13 protein-coding genes are annotated in these 16,045 nt (G+C 72.9%); 3 read left to right on the top strand and 10 right to left on the bottom strand.

The annotated features are described in order from the left end of the window. The first annotated feature begins 19 nt into the window (after positions 1-19). On the top strand, positions 20-2,053 hold the full coding sequence (locus tag ASD33_RS28275) for a hypothetical protein (protein WP_056566608.1): 2,034 nt from the start codon (positions 20-22) through the stop codon (positions 2,051-2,053). Positions 2,054-2,145: 92 nt separating this feature from the next. Here the strand turns inward: ASD33_RS28275 and ASD33_RS28270 are convergent, their stop codons facing one another. The 8 genes from ASD33_RS28270 to ASD33_RS28235 all read right to left on the bottom strand — a co-directional run bounded on the left by ASD33_RS28270 (position 2,146) and on the right by ASD33_RS28235 (position 13,304). After that, positions 2,146-3,030, bottom strand: a complete 885-nt coding sequence (locus tag ASD33_RS28270; RefSeq protein WP_056566605.1) for an RNA methyltransferase — start codon at positions 3,028-3,030, stop codon at positions 2,146-2,148. A 115-nt stretch (positions 3,031-3,145) separates the two neighbouring features. Then, the gene (gene cobA, locus ASD33_RS28265; RefSeq protein WP_056566602.1) at positions 3,146-4,399 is read right to left on the bottom strand and encodes a uroporphyrinogen-III C-methyltransferase; all 1,254 of its coding nucleotides are present in this window, start codon (positions 4,397-4,399) and stop codon (positions 3,146-3,148) included. A gap of 248 nt (positions 4,400-4,647) precedes the next feature. Then, a complete protein-coding gene (gene cobT / locus ASD33_RS28260) occupies positions 4,648-8,169 on the bottom strand; it encodes a nicotinate-nucleotide--dimethylbenzimidazole phosphoribosyltransferase (RefSeq protein WP_056566599.1) in 3,522 nt (1,173 codons plus the stop codon). 329 nt (positions 8,170-8,498) lie between these two features. Next, a complete protein-coding gene (cbiE, locus tag ASD33_RS28255; protein WP_056566596.1) occupies positions 8,499-9,722 on the bottom strand; it encodes a precorrin-6y C5,15-methyltransferase (decarboxylating) subunit CbiE in 1,224 nt (407 codons plus the stop codon). Between the two features lie 69 nt (positions 9,723-9,791). After that, the gene (locus tag ASD33_RS28250; protein ID WP_056567158.1) at positions 9,792-10,427 is read right to left on the bottom strand and encodes a GNAT family N-acetyltransferase; all 636 of its coding nucleotides are present in this window, start codon (positions 10,425-10,427) and stop codon (positions 9,792-9,794) included. Positions 10,428-10,635: 208 nt separating this feature from the next. Next, entirely contained in the window at positions 10,636-11,490 is an 855-nt protein-coding gene (locus ASD33_RS28245) for a MetQ/NlpA family ABC transporter substrate-binding protein (RefSeq protein ID WP_056566591.1), read from the bottom strand. A gap of 93 nt (positions 11,491-11,583) precedes the next feature. Continuing rightward, complete coding sequence (locus ASD33_RS28240; protein WP_056566588.1) at positions 11,584-12,252, bottom strand: methionine ABC transporter permease; 669 nt, start codon at positions 12,250-12,252, stop codon at positions 11,584-11,586. Further along, positions 12,249-13,304, bottom strand: coding sequence for an ATP-binding cassette domain-containing protein (locus tag ASD33_RS28235; protein ID WP_056566585.1), 1,056 nt, complete (start codon positions 13,302-13,304; stop codon positions 12,249-12,251). The genes ASD33_RS28240 and ASD33_RS28235 overlap by 4 nt, the downstream gene beginning before the upstream one ends. Positions 13,305-13,951: 647 nt before the next feature. Between ASD33_RS28235 and ASD33_RS28230 the strand changes: the two genes are divergently transcribed. Together ASD33_RS28230 and ASD33_RS28225 are read left to right on the top strand one after the other, a co-directional pair. Further along, positions 13,952-14,314, top strand: a complete 363-nt coding sequence (locus tag ASD33_RS28230; RefSeq protein ID WP_056566582.1) for a hypothetical protein — start codon at positions 13,952-13,954, stop codon at positions 14,312-14,314. 2 nt (positions 14,315-14,316) lie between these two features. Next, complete coding sequence (locus ASD33_RS28225) at positions 14,317-14,763, top strand: hypothetical protein (protein WP_056566579.1); 447 nt, start codon at positions 14,317-14,319, stop codon at positions 14,761-14,763. Between the two features lies 1 nt (position 14,764). Here ASD33_RS28225 and ASD33_RS28220 read toward each other — a convergent pair whose 3' ends face one another. Together ASD33_RS28220 and ASD33_RS28215 are read right to left on the bottom strand one after the other, a co-directional pair. Then, entirely contained in the window at positions 14,765-15,253 is a 489-nt protein-coding gene (locus tag ASD33_RS28220; RefSeq protein WP_056566576.1) for a GNAT family N-acetyltransferase, read from the bottom strand. Between the two features lie 37 nt (positions 15,254-15,290). Beyond that, complete coding sequence (locus ASD33_RS28215) at positions 15,291-15,899, bottom strand: sigma-70 family RNA polymerase sigma factor (protein ID WP_056566574.1); 609 nt, start codon at positions 15,897-15,899, stop codon at positions 15,291-15,293. Positions 15,900-16,045: the final 146 nt, after the last annotated feature.

Genomic DNA, 16,045 nt, shown 5'->3' with positions numbered 1-16,045 from the left:
CTGGGGAGAGGACTCCCGCATGCCCGCAGACCACGTTTCCTTCGAACGCGCCAACCGACTCGCGGAGCTCCTGGGCGACGCGCGAGGTGCCGAGATCCTCGGCGAACTCCAGAAGGCCGACCTGGCCCGGGCGCGTGCCCCGAAGGCGCCGGCCGACCCGTCGCCGTGCCCTGCGGAGGCGGCCGCGGGGCGGACGGAGCGCCTGGGGATCTGGAGCATCGTGTCAGGACCGGCCGGAAGTGAACTGCGTCTCCGCGGCGACGAGTCGCCGTCGGACCGTTCGTGGGCGGACACCGGGGACACTCCGGGCAAGGGCGCGGCCCGGAGGGTGGCCGTCGTCGGGGAGTCGACGGCTCGCGGATACCTGTTCGACCCCTTTTTCACTCCGACCCTGATGCTCCAGGAGGAGCTCGACGCCTCCGCCGGCCCCGGTCGCCACCAGTGCGTGGACCTCGCGCGCACGGGCGCCGGCCTGGGCGATCTGGAGCACGTCGTCTCCGCGCTGCCGTCACTCGACACCGATGTCCTCGTGCTGATGGCGGGGAACAACTGGTGTCTGCAGCCCTTGTCGTACGCGGACGGCGATCTGCTCGGCCGGAGCATGCGTGCCGGAGGGATCAGGGGTGTACGGGAGGCCTTCACGCGCAGCATCGTGCTGCCCCGGGTCCGGGCGCTGCTGCGTAAGGTGCGGCAGGTCGCGCAAGCGGGTCTGGACGTCGTCGTGGTCGTTCCGGAGTTCAATCTCAGGGAGTGGGAGCCGGACGAGGCGTGGACCGTCGGGGTCCTGTCGCCCGAACGCGCCGAGGAGTGGCGCGGGTTGCACGACAGCGCTCGGCGGGCGTTGCGGGAGCGGCGCTGGGAGGCACTCCCGGAGCTCTGCGATCGGATGGCCCTGCTGGACGAAGGCTGCAGTCCCGTCCCCGGTCGCCTGCGGGGGATCGCCCAGTACGCCATGGGTGACTTCCCCGGGGCGAGGGAGAGCTGGGAGAAGTCCAGGGATTCGGTGGTGGGTCAGTTGCTGGGCCACACCCCACGCGTCATCGGCGAGATCCAGGAACTGCTGTGCTCCTTCGCCGAGAAGCACGGTTTCGCGCTGGTGGATCTCCGCGGCGAACTGGTCGCCCCGGAGACGGGATTGCCCGATCCCGAGCACTTCCTCGACTACTGCCACCTGAGCACGACGGGGATGCGAGCCGTCGCACGCGCCGTCGCCGGGAAGATCGCGTCACCGTCGGGGGACGTCGGCCGCGCGACCGGCGGCCCCCGGCAGGCCGACGAGGAGGGCTCCTCGCGGGAAGCCGTCGGCCATCTGCTCGCCGCCTGCCACAACGCCTGGCACGGACAGCCCGCGGCTACGCTCCGCCGGCATGTCGAGGTGGCGGTCTCCGATCACGCCGGACACGAGGCGGCTGCCGCGCTGTTGAAGCTGATGGCCAAGACCGCACCCGCCTGGACCACACCCGAGTACGACCGACTGTGCTCCTTCGCCCACGCGGAACGCTATCTGAACCCGGTGGCGACCAGCACCTTCGCCGTCCTGGCCCAATCGCCACTGGGCACTGTCCTCGCGGACCTGCTGGGTGTCCCCGTCCCCCTCTCGCCCGTCCACCGCACGGACGGAAGCGACCTACGGCGGGTGAACCTGCTGGCGGGCCGCCGTGACGAGGCCACGGGCCTCGCCCACGGACCGGGCGCGGCCTACTCAAGGAGCGCCCGGAAGGTCTGGCGGTCGACCGTCCACACGGGGGACGCCTCGGCCCTGCACCTCTCGCTGCGGTACCGAACGCCTCACGCGGACGAAGCCGGGCGACCCGGATGGCTGGAGGTCAACGGTCGCCGGGTGGCCGAACTCTCCCCGCTCCGGGAGACCTGGGGAAAGATCGACGCCGAAGTCCCGGCGGAGCGGGTGAACGAGATCGCGGTCCACTGGCCGGCGTCGGCCCGGCCGGAGGACGACTGGCGCCAGGAGGTCGCCACAGCTCTGGAAACCGGCAGACTCCTGCTGCCTCTGCCGGTTTTCGGCGAACTGCACGAGGCCGACGTCCGCTTCTGAGCCGAGCCCGGATCCACCGCGTGAATCCGGGAACAGAAGCGGACTCTCCCCGTGCACGGCGCCCCTTGAGGTGCGCTGTGCGGCGACGGGGCTCAGAGCCTCGTCGCGTAGAAGGCGACGGCGGAGGCCGCGGCGACGTTGAGGGAGTCCACTCCCGCGGCCATCGGGATCCGGACCCATTCATCGGCCGCGCGCAGGGCGTCGACCGACAGTCCGTCGCCTTCGGTGCCGAGCATGAGCGCCAGCCTCTCGTGCCGGCGGGCGGCCAGCTCGTCGATCGAGATCGACTTCTCGCCGAGACACAGGGCAGCCGTCACGAAGCCGTGCCGACGGAACAGCTCGACGTTCTCCGGCCAAGCGGTCAGCCGGGTCCAGGGGACGTGGAAGACCGCGCCCATCGACACCTTCACGGCCCGCCGGTAGAGGGGGTCGGCGCAGCGTGGTGTGAGGAAGACGGCGTCCACGCCCAGAGCGGCCGCGTTGCGGAACGCGGCCCCCAGGTTCGCGTGGTCGACGATGTCCTCGAAGATGGCGACGCGCCGGCCCGCACCCCCTTGTGGACCCGAAGGCACCGTCGCGCCGGTGTCGGAGTGGCCGTTCGCCGACTCCCCCAGGTCTGCCCGGCCGCCGCCGAGGAGGTCCTCCGCGTCCGGGAGCGGCTTGCGCTGCATCGAGGCCAGCGCGCCCCGGTGCACGTGGTACCCGGTCACCCGCTCGGCGAGGTCCGGCTGGATCGCGTACACCGGCGCCGGGACCTCGTCGATGACGTCCCGCATCACGTCGACCCACTTGGCCGAGAGCAGCATCGACCGCATCTCGTACCCGGCCTGCCGCGCCCGGCGGATGACCTTCTCGCCCTCCGCGATGAACAGGCCCTCGGCCGGCTCGCGTCTCCGGCGGAGCTCGACATCGGTCAGACCGGTGTAGTCGCTCAGGCGCGGGTCGTCGGGATCGTCGATCGTGATGAGTTCGGCCACGAGGTGATACTGCCTTGTCCGGGGTGTGGTGCCAATGTGTGCGGCCGGGTTCGGGGGCCCTGCCAGGGGTCGGGAGACGCGGGTTTCGGCCTCCTGGAGAGGTCGCCCTCGCGGGCTACTTCACCAGGCGGTCCGGGGCTTCGTTCACCACGTCGCCGATCACGATGACCGCCGGCGGGCGGACCTCCTGGATCCGCACCGTCTCCGCGACCGTCGCCAGCGTCGCGTCCACCCGGCGCTGCGACGCCGTGGTGCCCTCCTGGACCAGGGCCAGCGGGGTGTCCGGGGACTTGCCGTGCTCGATCAGCGCCTCGGCGATCTTCCCGATCTTGTCGACGCCCATGAGGATCACCAGCGTGCCGGTCAGCTTCGCCAGGGACGCCCAGTCGACGAGCGAGCGCGGGTCGTCGGGGGCCACGTGACCGCTGACCACCGTGAACTCGTGGGCCACGCCCCGGTGCGTCACCGGGATGCCCGCCGCGCCCGGCACCGAGATGGAGCTGGAGATGCCCGGGACCACCGTGCAGGCGATGCCCTCGACGGCCAGCGCCTGCGCCTCCTCCATGCCCCGGCCGAAGACGAACGGGTCGCCGCCCTTGAGCCGCACGACCGACCTGCCCGCCTTCGCGTGCTCGATCAGCGCGTTGTTGATGGCCTCCTGGGCCATGAAGCGGCCGTACGGGATCTTCGCCGCGTCGATCACCTCGACGTGCGGCGGCAGTTCGTCCAGGAGGTCACGGGGGCCGAGCCGGTCCGCGATCACCACGTCCGCCTCGGCGAGCAGCCGGCGGCCGCGCACCGTGATCAGGTCCGGGTCGCCGGGGCCGCCGCCCACCAGGGCGACGAAGGGGGTACGCGCGCGGCGTGCGGGCGCGGCGATCGATCCGTCGCGGAGCCCCTCGACGATCGCGTCGCGCACGGCGGCGGAGCGGCGGGGGTCGTGGCCGGTGAGGACGGCCACCGTCACGCCCTCGCTGCGGCCGGTCGCCGGGGTCCAGGCGGTCGCCGCCTCCGCGTCGTCCGAGCGGACGCACCAGGTCCGGGTCCGCTCCGCCTCGGCGGAGGCCGCGGCGTTCGCGGCCGGGTCCGTGGTCGCCACCAGGGCGTACCAGGCGTCCGCCAGGTCCCCGTCCTCGTACCGGCGCTTGATCCAGGTGATCTCGCCCGTCTCCGCCATCACGTCCACGGAGGGGGTCGCGGAGGGGGAGATCAGCGTGATCTCGGCGCCCGCGGCGATCAGGGCCGGCAGCCGGCGCTGGGCGACCTGGCCGCCGCCGAGGACGACTACGCGGCGGCCCGCCAGGCGCAGGCCCACGGGGTAGGCGGGGTGCGTCGTCGGCTGGGCGGTGTGGTCGGCGTGCTCGGCCATGGGTGAGCGGCTCCTCGGAGGGCGGGTGCTGGCCGCTGCTGCGGTGAAGCGGCTGGTGGGGCCACGATATCGGTGACGGCGACACGTCACGCTGTGACGGATCTCCTGGCTGGGGCGGGGTCTTCCCCAGGGGTCCCGCGGGCTCCCGGGGTGGGGCCCCGCGGGTCGTTCCCTTGTGCTCGGCCCGGTGGGCCCGGTCCCTGCGCGTCCCCCACTCCCGTTGGTGGGTGGGGGACGCGTGGGCGGTCCTACTTCTCGGTGACGCCCGCCGAGTCGAAGGTGGCCACCTCGTGCATCGCGCGGGCCGCGCTCTGCACCAGCGGGAGGGCCAGCAGGGCGCCCGTGCCCTCGCCGAGGCGGAGGTCCAGGTCGACCAGCGGGCGCAGGCCCAGCTTGTTGAGCGCCGCCACGTGGCCCGGCTCCGCGCTGCGGTGGCCCGCGATGCAGGCCGCGAGCGACTCCGGTGCGACGGCACGGGCGACGAGGGCCGCCGCGCCGGTGGAGACGCCGTCCAGGATCACCGGGGTACGGAGCGAGGCCGCGCCCAGGATCAGGCCGACGAGGGCCGCGTGCTCCAGGCCGCCGACCGCGGCGAGGACGCCGATCGGGTCCGCCGGGTCCGGCTTGTGCAGGTCCAGCGCGCGACGGACCACGTCCACCTTGCGGGCGTGCGTCTCGTCGTTGATGCCCGTGCCCCGGCCGGTGACCTCGGTCGGGTCCACCCCCGTGTAGACGGAGATCAGGGCGGCGGACGCCGTGGTGTTCGCGATGCCCATCTCGCCCGTGAGCAGCGCCTTGTTGCCGGCCGCCACGAGGTCGCGGGCGGTCTCGATGCCCACCTCGATCGCCGCCAGCACCTCTTCGCGGGTCATCGCGAGGCCGGTGGTGAAGTCGCCGGTTCCCGCACGGACCTTGCGCGGCAGGAGACCGGGCGTGGCCGGGAGTTCGGAGGCGACGCCCACGTCGATGACACAGACCTCGGCGCCCACCTGGTTGGCGAAGGCGTTGCAGACCGCTCCCCCGCCGAGGAAGTTGGCCACCATCTGACCGGTGACCTCCTGCGGCCACGGGGTCACGCCCTGGGCGTGGACGCCGTGGTCGCCGGCGAAGATCGCGACGGCCGCGGGCTCCGGGATCGGCGGCGGGCAGACCCGGGAGAGGCCGGAGAGCTGCGCGGAGATGATCTCCAGCATGCCCAGGGCACCCGCGGGCTTGGTCATGCGCTTCTGGCGCTCCCACGCCTCGCCGAGCGCCTTGGCGTCCAGCGGGCGGATGTTGGCGATGGTCTCCTGGAGCAGGTCGTGCGGCTCCTCGCCGGGCAGGGCGCGGCGGCCGTACGTCTCCTCGTGGACGACCCAGGCCAGCGGGCGGCGCTTGGACCAGCCCGCCTGCATCAGTTCGGGCTCCTCGGGGAACTCGTCGACGTAGCCGACGCAGAGGTACGCGACCACTTCGAGGTGCTCGGGGAGGCCGAGCGTGCGGACCATCTCGCGCTCGTCGAAGAAGCTGACCCAGCCGACGCCGAGGCCTTCGGCGCGGGCGGCGAGCCAGAGGTTCTCGACGGCGAGCGCCGAGGAGTACGGGGCCATCTGCGGCTGCGTGTAGCGGCCGAGGGTGTGGCGGCCGCCCCGGGTCGGGTCCGCCGTCACCACGATGTTGACCGGGGTGTCGAGGATCGCCTCGATCTTCAGTTCCTTGAACTGCTTCGCCCGCGCCTTCGGCAGCGACTTGGCGTAGGCCTCGCGCTGGCGCTGGGCCAGTTCGTGCATCGTCTGCCGGGTCTCGGCGGAGCGGATGACGACGAAGTCCCAGGGCTGCGAGTGGCCGACGCTGGGGGCCGTGTGGGCGGCCTCCAGGACGCGGAGCAGCACCTCGTGCGGGATCGGGTCGGAGCGGAAGCCGTTGCGGATGTCGCGGCGCTCGCGCATGACCCGGAGGACCGCTTCGCGCTCGGCGTCGTCGTAGCCGGGGGCCGGGGCGGACTCGATGGAGGGGGTGGCCTCCGCGGAGGGGGTCGCCTCCGCCACGGGGGTCGACTCCGCCACGGGGGTCGACTCCGCCACGGGGGTCGACTCCTCCGAGAGGGTCGGCTCCTCGTCGGGCAGGGCCGCGGGTTCGGGCTCGGCATCGAGGTCCGGGGCCGCGTCGGGGGCCGTCGTCGCCTCCGGCTCCGTCTCGGGGACCTGGGCCGGCTCGGGCTCGACGACGGTCGGCTCGACGTCGGCCGAAACGGTGTCGGCCGCGAGCGGTTCGGGGGTCTCCGCGGGGGCCGCGGGCTCCTCCGCCGCTGCGGGCTCCGTCTCCGCCACGACGGGCTCCGGGGCCTCCTCCGTGACCGGCGGAAGTTCCTCGGCCTGCACCTCTACGGGGGCGTCCTCGGGCGTCTCGGCCTCGTCGGGCGTCCCGGTCGCCTCGGCGGCGGGCTCCGCCGGCTCCTCGGGCGTCTCCGGCTGCGGCTCCGCCTCCGGGGCCTGCTCCGCCTCTGCGGCCTGCTCCGCTTCCCGTACGGGCTCCGGGGCGGCCTCGGCGGCCGGCTCGGCCTCGCGCGGGGCGGGGACGGTGACCTCGGGCGTGGTGGCCTCCGGAGCGACGGCCTCGGCGGCCTGGGGCTCGGTGGCCGGAGGCTCGGTGGGCTCCGTCACCGGCTCCGGCGCGGGCTCCGCCGGAGCGACGGCCACCGGCTCGGACGGCTCCTCCTGCTCGGGGGCCTCGGCCGGTTCGGGTTCCGGGGACGCCTGCGGGGCCGGAACCGGGGCCAGGTGCGGGGTCGTCGGGACCGAGCCCTCGACCTGCACGAACATGCCGTTCGGGACGACCGTTTCTGCGGGGGCCGGCGGTGCCACCGGCTCCTGCGGCTGCGCGGCCCACGGCTCCGCGCCCTGCGGCGCGAGCTGCTGGTCCTGCGCGATGTCGAAGTACTCGGGGCCGGTGGTCGGCGGGCCCGGGTTGCGTACCGGCACCGGCGCCGGGCCGGTGGCCACGACCGGTTCGGGTACGGGGACCGGGGCGGGCTGCGGGGCCGGCGCGGCGGCCGGGCCGCGGTCGGCCAGCGAGAGCACGACTCCACCGGCCTCGGGCACGGGCGGACCCATGTGCAGCGGGCGGCGGGCCGGACCGGACGCGGGCGCCGGGGCCGGCGGGGGCACCCGGACGCCGCCGAGGTCGACGGAGCCCGAGTCGCGGCCAGCGGCCTCGTGGGCGCCGGTGTCGAGGATGCCGGGCTCGTAACCGTGGTCGGTGACGGCCTGCTCGTGCGGGGGCACCGGAACGCCGTGCGCCGGGGTGCCGGCGAGCGGCACTCCGTGGGCGGGAGTCCCGGCGAACTGCTCGGCGGGGATCCCGTGCGCGGGGGTGCCCAGGGGCGGCGCGAGCGGGACGCCCTGCGGCGGGGTCTGCGTCTGCGGGGCCGTCAGCACGTCGGCCAGCGCCACGGCGTCGAGCGGAGCCGTGAGCGGGTCGGGCAGCGGCGCGGTGAGCGGATCGCCCACCGGGGCCTGCGCCCCGGGGTGCGGGACGCCCTGCTGGGGGGCCGCCTGGTTCGGGACCGTCGGCGGGGGCGGTACGGCGACCGGGGGCGCGGGCGCGACGCCCGGCGGGTGCTCGCTCCAGGCGCCCTGGGCGCCCGGCATCAGGAGCAGGTCGTCGTCCTCGGTGGTGTGTCCGGAGGGGTCCAGGAAGGTGTACGCGCCCGGAGCGGGGATGCCCGGCTGCTCGACCATGCCTGAGTTCTCCGGCAGTCCCTCGCCCGGGACCTGGCCGGTGTCCGTCATGCGTACCCCTCGCCCATCGCTTGTTCCTTCAGACCTGCGCCCGTCGACAACAACGAGCGCGTGCGCCGCGCGGCACGAAGGACACGCGGACACCCACACATTGTCGCGGCCCCCGGCCTTCGTGGCAGGGAGATTCGCCACGGTGCGCTGTGGACTGCGCCACGTCGCGCGGTCCCCCCTTGTCGCGTACCACGTCAGCGGCACGAAGTGGCCGCCCGATCAGGACATTGACGAACGAATCGCCGAAGACCTGGATGCGGTACAACAATCGGCCAGCCTACCCGGCTCCGGGGACCGTCACGGTCAGGGGTCGAATCGCTCCGGAGGAGCTACGCGGAGTTCGCCCTGCGTCCGGACAGCAGGAACACGACCGAACGCTCGCGTTCCCTCCAGTCGTCCGGATCGAGGCCGACGGTCTGGAGGAGGAGGCTCTCGACCAGGTAACCGCCGGCCGCGAGGGCGGCGCCGATCGCCTCGGCCTCGTCGCGGGTGGAGGCGTGGGCGACGATGCGTTCCGGTCGCCGGTCGGTGCAGGCCGTGACGACGGGGACGCCGCCCGCCGCGATCCGTACGACATCGGGTTCGGGCAGGTTCTCCAGGACGTGCGGGGCGCGGCCCGGAACGGTCTGGAGGGGTACGCCGTGGCGGCGGGCGGCCTGTTCGGTGCGGGCGCAGGCGGCCGGGTCGGCGTCCACGGCGATGACGGCGGCGCCGAAGCGGGCGGCCTCGACGGCGAAGGCGCCTCCCGCGCAGCCGATGTCCCAGACGAGGTCGCCGGTGCGGGGGCCGAGGCGGGCGAGCTGGGCGGCGCGGAGCGACGGGTCCTCGCCGGTGCCGGTCCGTCCGCCGTCGTGGCCGTACTCCTCCGGGGGCAGGCCCCAGCCCCGTACGGACCGGGCCGCCGTGTCCTGGCCTGCCAGCCACGGGGTGCCGGGGGTTCCGCCGGTGGTGCCGCCGCCGATGACGAGGACGACGTTCGGGTCGCGCCAGGCGTGGTCGGCCGCCTTGTCGGAGGTGAGGACGGACACCTGTTCGCGGTCGGTGCCGAGCTCCTCGCAGACGACGAAGGTGCGGTGGACCCCGTCGAGGAGGAGGGCGAGTTCGGCGGGGCCCGCGCCGGGCGAGGTGAGGACGGCGACCTTGGGGTGGGCGCGGCAGACGTTGACCGCGCGGCGCAGGGTGCGCTGGTGGGCCACGACGATCCGGGCGTCCTCCCAGGGCATGCCGGCGCGCGCGAAGGCGGCGGCGACCGAGGAGACGGCGGGGACGACCTCGACCTCCAGGCCGTGTTCGGGGGCGCGCAGGGTGCGGACGACGCCGAAGAAGCCGGGGTCGCCGTCGGCGAGGACGACGGCGGTTCCGCGGTGGCCGGCGATGCGGCGGGCGGCGAGGTCGACGCTGCCCAGGCGGATGCGCTCGGCGGCGGGCGGCACCTCGGGCAGCGCGAGGTGGTGGGCCGCGCCGGCCACCAGGGTGGCGGCCGAGAGCGCGGACCGGGCCGCCGCGGTGAGGGGCGAACCGTCCCAGCCGATCACCGTGACGCGGTCGGCCATCGTCGTCTTCTCCTGGTGTCGTCGCAGGTCGGGGGCGTGCCGAGCGTACCCCGCGCGGGCCGGCGGGGCTCAGCTCCAGTCGGTGAAGGAGGAGTATCCGGCCTCGGCCATCTGGTCGGCGACGCCGTCGAGGTCCTCGGGGAGGAGGCCCCAGACGATGAAGTCGGTGCGCAGATCGGTCCAGCTGCCCTCCTCGGTGCGGGTGCGGGCTATGCAGGCGTTGCGCAGGACGCCCTCGCTGATGCAGCCGATCTTCTGGGCCACCTGCTGGGAGGCGGTGTTGTCGGCGGCCGTGCGGAGTTCCAGGCGTTCGAACTTCTGGTCGCCGAAGAGCCACTGGGCGGTCGCGAGGGCGGCCTCGGAGGCGTATCCCTCACCGCGCGCCCAGGGGGCGACGATGTAGGAGAGTTCGGTGGAGCGGACCCGCCAGTTGGTTCTGCCCAGCTGGATGACGCCGACCAGGCGCTGGGTGAGGAACTCGGTGACGGCGAGGTCGATGCCCCGGCCGGCGGCGCGTTCGGCGGGGGCGTACTCGGTGATCCATCTGCGGGCCGCGGCCTCGGTGAAGGGCTGGGGCACCGCGGTCCAGGCGCCGACGAGTTCGTCGTTCATCATCTCGACCAGGGCGGAGGTGTCCGCCTCTTCGAGCGCGCGCAGCACCAACCGGTCCGTGTTGATGGAGATGTCCGGAAAGGTGGTAGTCATGCGCAGCTCCATGCCGTGGACCGTCCGAATCGACCGTGAACGCACAGCATGCAGCATGCGGCCGCCGCCGCGCATGGCCGGGTGGGGTGTCGGGTGGGGGTGTGGCGAAGGCCCCGCGCACCGGACGGGATGCGGGGGCCTTCTGCGCAAGGACCGTACAGGGGAACCGGTCTGACGGTCCCTCGGCCGGTGGTCCTCGTCGGGGCTGTTACTCGGCGGCGCCGAAGGCCGGGATGACCGAGCCCTTGTAGGTGTCCTCGATGTACTTCTTCACCTCGGGCGAGTTGAGGAGCTTCGCGAGCTTCTGCACGCGGGCGTCCTTCTCGTTGCCCTCCTTGACGGCGAGGAAGTTGGCGTACGGGTTGCCCTCGGCCTTCTCCAGGACGAGCGCGTCCTTCGCCGGCTCCAGCTTGGCCTCGATGGCGTAGTTGCCGTTGATGACGGCGGCGTCCACGTCGTTCAGGGCGCGGGGCACGGTGGCGGCCTCCAGCTCCTTGAACTCCAGGCCCTTCTTGTCGGTGATGTCGGAGATCTTGGCGTTGGTGCCGACACCCGGCTTGATGGTGATCAGGCCGTTCTCGGCGAGCAGCTGGAGGGCGCGGCCGCCGTTGGTGGTGTCGTTGGGGACGGCGATGGTCTGGCCCGCCTTGATGTCCTTCACCGACTTGAGGTTCTTGGAGTAGAGGCCCAGCGGCTCCAGGTGGACGTTCACCACCGGGACGATGTGGGTGTTGTTCTTCTTGTTGAAGTCGTCGAGGTACGGCTTGTGCTGGAAGAAGTTGGCGTCGACCTGGCCGGTCTCGGTGGCGGTGTTCGGCAGGACGTAGTCCGTGAACTCCTTCACCTCCAGCTTCAGGCCGGCCTTCTCGGCCAGGTTGTCCTTGACGTAGTTGAGGATGTCGGCGTGCGGCGTCGGGGACGCGGCGACGACGAGGGCCTTGTCGGCGTCGCCGGACCCGGCCGCCTTGGACGACGGGTCCGAGGAGGTGCCGCAGGCGGTGAGGCCGAGGGCGAGGGCGGCGGTGGCGGCGATACCGGCGGTGAGCTTGATGTTCTTACGCACGAAGAGTGCCTCTTTCAGGTGGAGCGGTGGACGCCTGGACAACAAGTCCGGGCTGTTCTTCGAAGGACGAAGTCTGGGGTGGCCGGGGGGCCGTCAGGCGGTTCGGCCCCGGCGGGCGAGGAGTCGTACGACCCCGTCGCCGATGAGCTGGACGACGGTCACGATCAGGACCAGGACGACCACGGTGACCAGCATGAAGGTGGTGTCGAAGCGCTGGTATCCGTAGGTGACGGCCTTGGAGCCGAGGCCTTCGCCGCCGACCGCGCCGGCCATCGCCGAGTAGCCGATGAGGACGATGACCGTGGTGGTGACGCCCGAGATCAGCGAGGGCAGGGCCTGCGGGAGCAGCACCTTGCGGACGATGGTGGGGATGCCGCCGCCCATGGCCTGGACGGCCTCGACGAGTCCGTGGTCGACCTCGCGGATCGAGGTCTCGACGAGCCGGGCGAAGAAGGGGATGGCGCCGATGGCGAGCGGCACGATCATCGCGGTCGGGCCGATGAAGGTGCCGACGACGAAGGTGGTGAAGGGGATCAGGGCGATCAGCAGGATGATGAAGGGCAGCGAACGCCCGACGTTCACGATCGCACCGACGATCTTGTTCACCGGTCGGTTCTGCAGCAGTCCGCCCTTGTCCGTGAGGACGAGGAGGATGCCGAGCGGCAGGCCGCCGAGCACGGTGACGACGGTGGCCCAGAGGACCATGTAGAGCGTGTCGACGGTGCCCTGCTCCAGCAGGGGCTGCATCTCGGACCAGGTCACTTGGCACCTTCCTTCACCAGCACGGGCGCGGCGGCCGGCTCCTGTGTTTCCTCTTCGACGACCTCGACCTGGAGGCCCTGCTCGCGCAGGAAGCCGACCGGGACGACGTTGTCCTCGTACCGTCCGGGCAGTTCGATCCGCATCCGGCCGATCTGCTTTCCGCCGACCGTGTCCATCGCCGCCCCGAGGATCGAGATGTCGATGTTGTAGGTGCGGGAGAGCTGCGAGATGACCGGCTGGGTCGCGGCCTCGCCGTGGAAGGTGACGTCGACGACGGTGCGGTCGGGACCGGTGTGGGAGCCGCTGACCGGGAAGAGCTCGGCCGCCAGCTGGGAGCCGGGGGTGGCGAGCAGTTCGCCGACGGTGCCGGACTCGACGACGCGGCCGTGCTGCATCAGCGCGGCGGAGTCGCAGATGGTCTTCACGACGTCCATCTCGTGGGTGATGAGGAGGACAGTGAGGCCGAGCTGCCGGTTGAGGTCGCGCAGCAGCTGGAGGATGGACCGGGTGGTCTCCGGGTCGAGGGCACTGGTGGCCTCGTCGGAGAGCAGGACCTTGGGGTTTCCGGCGAGGGCGCGGGCGATGCCGACGCGCTGCTTCTGGCCGCCGGAGAGCTGGCCGGGGTAGGACCTCGCCTTGTCGGCGAGGCCGACCAGGTCGAGGAGTTCGAGGGCCCGGCGCGAGCGCTCGGCGCCGGAGACGCCGAGGATCTCCAGGGGAAGTTCGATGTTGTCCTTCACCGTGCGGGAGGACAGCAGGTTGAAGTGCTGGAAGACCATGCCGATGCTGCTGCGCGCCCGGCGCAGGTCCCGGCCCGCGCGGCGGCCCTTCCCGGCGAGGGCGGTGAGGTCGAGGCCGTCGACGGTCACCGTGCCGGAGGTGGGGCGCTCCAGGAGGTTGACGCAGCGGATGAGCGAGGACTTGCCGGCGCCGCTCTGGCCGATCACGCCGAAGACCTCGCCCTCGCGGACGTGGAGGTCGACGCCGTCCAGAGCGGTGACCTGCCGGCCGCGCGACTCGTAGACCTTGGTCAGGCCCGAAGTGGTGATCACAGGGGTTTCCGTCACTGTCGAGTGCGCGACGCGGGGTCCGTCGTGCACGGGGCATTCGTCATTTCGGACAGTCAGGCGCACGGAAGCCGCTCCGGCGGGTGGCCGGGGTTCGGCGGGGTGCGCGGGGCGGGCACGGTCCGGCGCCGGAAGGCGGGCGGATCGGCACGGCCGTCGGGGTCTCGCTTCGGGGCGCGAGGCTCAGGCGGGGGCCCTCAGAAGGCGCACATTCGACACATACAACGAGCACCGGGCGTCGTGATCGCCTCGGTCGCAAGGGTGCGGCTGCTCGTCGTGGTCATGGGTGCAAGTAAAGCATGCGCAGGTGCGAACGAAAGGGGGCTGCCCGAATAGCGGACGGCGTTGAGACGTCATGCGGACAGTGCGGAGGTGGGGATTCCGGTCCACTTCCCCGGTGTGGCCTGCGGGGACGGGGTCCTCGGACGGGGCGGCCCGCGGGGGTGGGAGGAGGGTCGGTGCGGGGGTGGGTTGTGGCCAAGGCCACCTCGAGGGCGGGACGGGCGGGCGCGGCAAGGCAGAGGGCGGGGGCGGTGACGGCAGGGGGCGGGCTCGGCAAGGGCAGAGGGCGGGGGCGGTGACGGCAGGGGGCGGGCGCATCGGGCCCTTCCGGCCGTAATACCCTCGGGCGCATGCTTGACGTCCTGACGGTCGCGGTCTCCGTGGCCGCGCTCGCCCTCGCCGCCTGGTGCGGCTACGCCGCCCTCCGCGACCAGCCGACCAAGGACTGGCACTTCATCGGCATGGCCGTGGTGACCTTCCTCGTCGTGGTCCAGCTGATCGTCGGGATCGTGCAGCTGGCGCGCGGCGAGAAGGCCGAGGAGGGGGCGACGATCTTCGTCGCCTATCTGATCGGGGCGCTGTGCGCGGTGCCCATCGCCGGATTCATGTCGCTCGCGGAGCGCAGCCGGTGGGGTTCGGCCACGGTGGCCGCCGGAGCGGTCGTCCTGGCCGTGCTCGAAGTGCGTCTCTACGACATCTGGACGGTGGGCTGACCATGACCGGGACGCGGGAGACGCCGGAGCAGACCGCGCCGGGCGGGAAGACCAGGCTCGTCACGGGCCCCGGCATGCTGCTGGTCTGGCTGTACGGCGTGATGTCGGTCGGCGCGGTCTCGCGCTCGATCTACCAGATCGCCTCCGAGTTCGACCGGGCGCCGCTGGCGTACTCCCTGTCGGCGGTGGCGGCGGTCGTCTACGTCTTCATCACGTACACGCTGGTGCGCGGCGGCGAGAAGGCCCGCAGGGCGGCGCTGGTGTGCTGCGCCGCCGAGCTCGCGGGCGTGCTGATCGTCGGGACCTGGACGCTCGTGGAGCCGTCCGCCTTCCCTGACGCGACGGTCTGGTCGGACTTCGGTTACGGCTACCTCTTCATCCCGGTGCTGCTGCCGCTGACCGGCATCTGGTGGCTGCGCCGGTCGCGTACCGGGGCCCCGGGCGCCTGAGTCAGGCGGCCTTCTCCAGGGTCACCAGGGTGAGCCCGGTCCCCACCTCGCGGGTGCCGACCTGGGCGTACCCCTTGCTGCGGTAGAGCCGCAGGTTGCCCTCGCTGCGGTGGCCGGTGAAGAGCTGGAAGCGCTTCGCGGACGCGGTCGCCGGGGCGGCTTCGGCGAAGTGGCGCTCGATGCCGTCGAGGAGCCGGCCGCCGAGGCCGTGCCGCCTCATGCGCGGGTGGACGATCAGCTTGGCGATCCGTACCGTGCCGTCCTCGTCGAGGCGGGCCCGTACGGAGGCCACGACCTCGTCACCGAGCCGGGCCACGAGCCCGTGCCCCTCGTCCAGTTCGGCGCGCAGGGCGTCGAGGGACTGGGTGAGCGGTTCGATGGACCAGTCCCCGTACAGCTCCGCCTCGCTCTGGTAGCAGAGGTACTGCAGCTTCAGGATGTGCTCCGCGTCCCGCACGTCCGCTGCTGAGATGGTCACGCTCAGGCCCATGTGTGCACGCCTCCCGCTCATCTGGTCGATCATCGGTTTACCGCACCCTTCCCCGTCGGCCGGGGGCGGGAACCTCTGCCGCCAGCATTCTGCGCAGGCATCCCAGGCAACGGGAACGCATCGGCCCCAGACTGCCCTGTGAGATACCCAACTCTCCTGCGATTTCCCGGTAGGTGGGGTCCTCGGGGTCGAGCATCGCGGTCAGCACCCGGGGGCAGCGGCCCGGCGTCCGGGTGACGGCGGCGCGCAGGGTGCGGCGGCCCTCGGCGGCCATCAGGGAGTGTTCCGGGGAGCCGTGCGGCTCGGCGCCTGCCGGTTCGTGGACGGGCTCGTCGCGGTACGGGCGTTCGCGGTCGCTGGTCCGGCGGGCCCGGCGGGCTTCCGCCCTGACGGCCCTGCGCAGCCATTCGGCGGGCCGCTCGGGGGCGGTGCCGGTCTCCTGGAGCTGTTCCAGGAGACGGAGCCAGACGGCCTGTTCGAGGTCGCCCGGGTCGACGCCCGCGGCCGGCGCCTCGGCGTCGGACTCGGCGGCGAGCAGCGGCGCGAGGGCGGCGAGGAGCCCGGGGTCGGTCTCCCGGGCGGGGGCGGGGGCGGGGGCTGCGGTGGGGGCGGCCTCGTGGGCGGGGGTGGTGCCGGGGGTGGTCATGACCGGCACGATGTCGGGGTACGCGGGCGTGGTTGCGGTACGGGGCTCAAACCACCCGGGAGGGGGGTGTGCGGGCCCGTTCTTCGGGCCCGCACACCCGCCCTGCTCGGTCGTCCTGCTCGCTCGTCCTGCTCTGTCGTCCTGCT

This window comes from Streptomyces sp. Root1304, assembly GCF_001426405.1.
GTDB lineage: Bacteria > Actinomycetota > Actinomycetes > Streptomycetales > Streptomycetaceae > Streptomyces.
The sequence above is the reverse complement of the archived record's forward strand: the minus strand, read 5'-3'. Positions and strand labels throughout refer to the sequence as shown.

Coding starts and splice junctions, on each gene's coding strand:
- ASD33_RS28275 (WP_056566608.1), top strand. CDS start 20: ATGCCCGCAGACCACGTTTCCTTCGAACGCGCCAACCGACTCGCGGAG.
- cobA (WP_056566602.1), bottom strand. CDS start 4,399: ATGGCCGAGCACGCCGACCACACCGCCCAGCCGACGACGCACCCCGCC.
- cobT (WP_056566599.1), bottom strand. CDS start 8,169: ATGACGGACACCGGCCAGGTCCCGGGCGAGGGACTGCCGGAGAACTCA.
- cbiE (WP_056566596.1), bottom strand. CDS start 9,722: ATGGCCGACCGCGTCACGGTGATCGGCTGGGACGGTTCGCCCCTCACC.
- ASD33_RS28250 (WP_056567158.1), bottom strand. CDS start 10,427: ATGACTACCACCTTTCCGGACATCTCCATCAACACGGACCGGTTGGTG.
- ASD33_RS28230 (WP_056566582.1), top strand. CDS start 13,952: ATGCTTGACGTCCTGACGGTCGCGGTCTCCGTGGCCGCGCTCGCCCTC.
- ASD33_RS28225 (WP_056566579.1), top strand. CDS start 14,317: ATGACCGGGACGCGGGAGACGCCGGAGCAGACCGCGCCGGGCGGGAAG.
- ASD33_RS28220 (WP_056566576.1), bottom strand. CDS start 15,253: ATGGGCCTGAGCGTGACCATCTCAGCAGCGGACGTGCGGGACGCGGAG.
- ASD33_RS28215 (WP_056566574.1), bottom strand. CDS start 15,899: ATGACCACCCCCGGCACCACCCCCGCCCACGAGGCCGCCCCCACCGCA.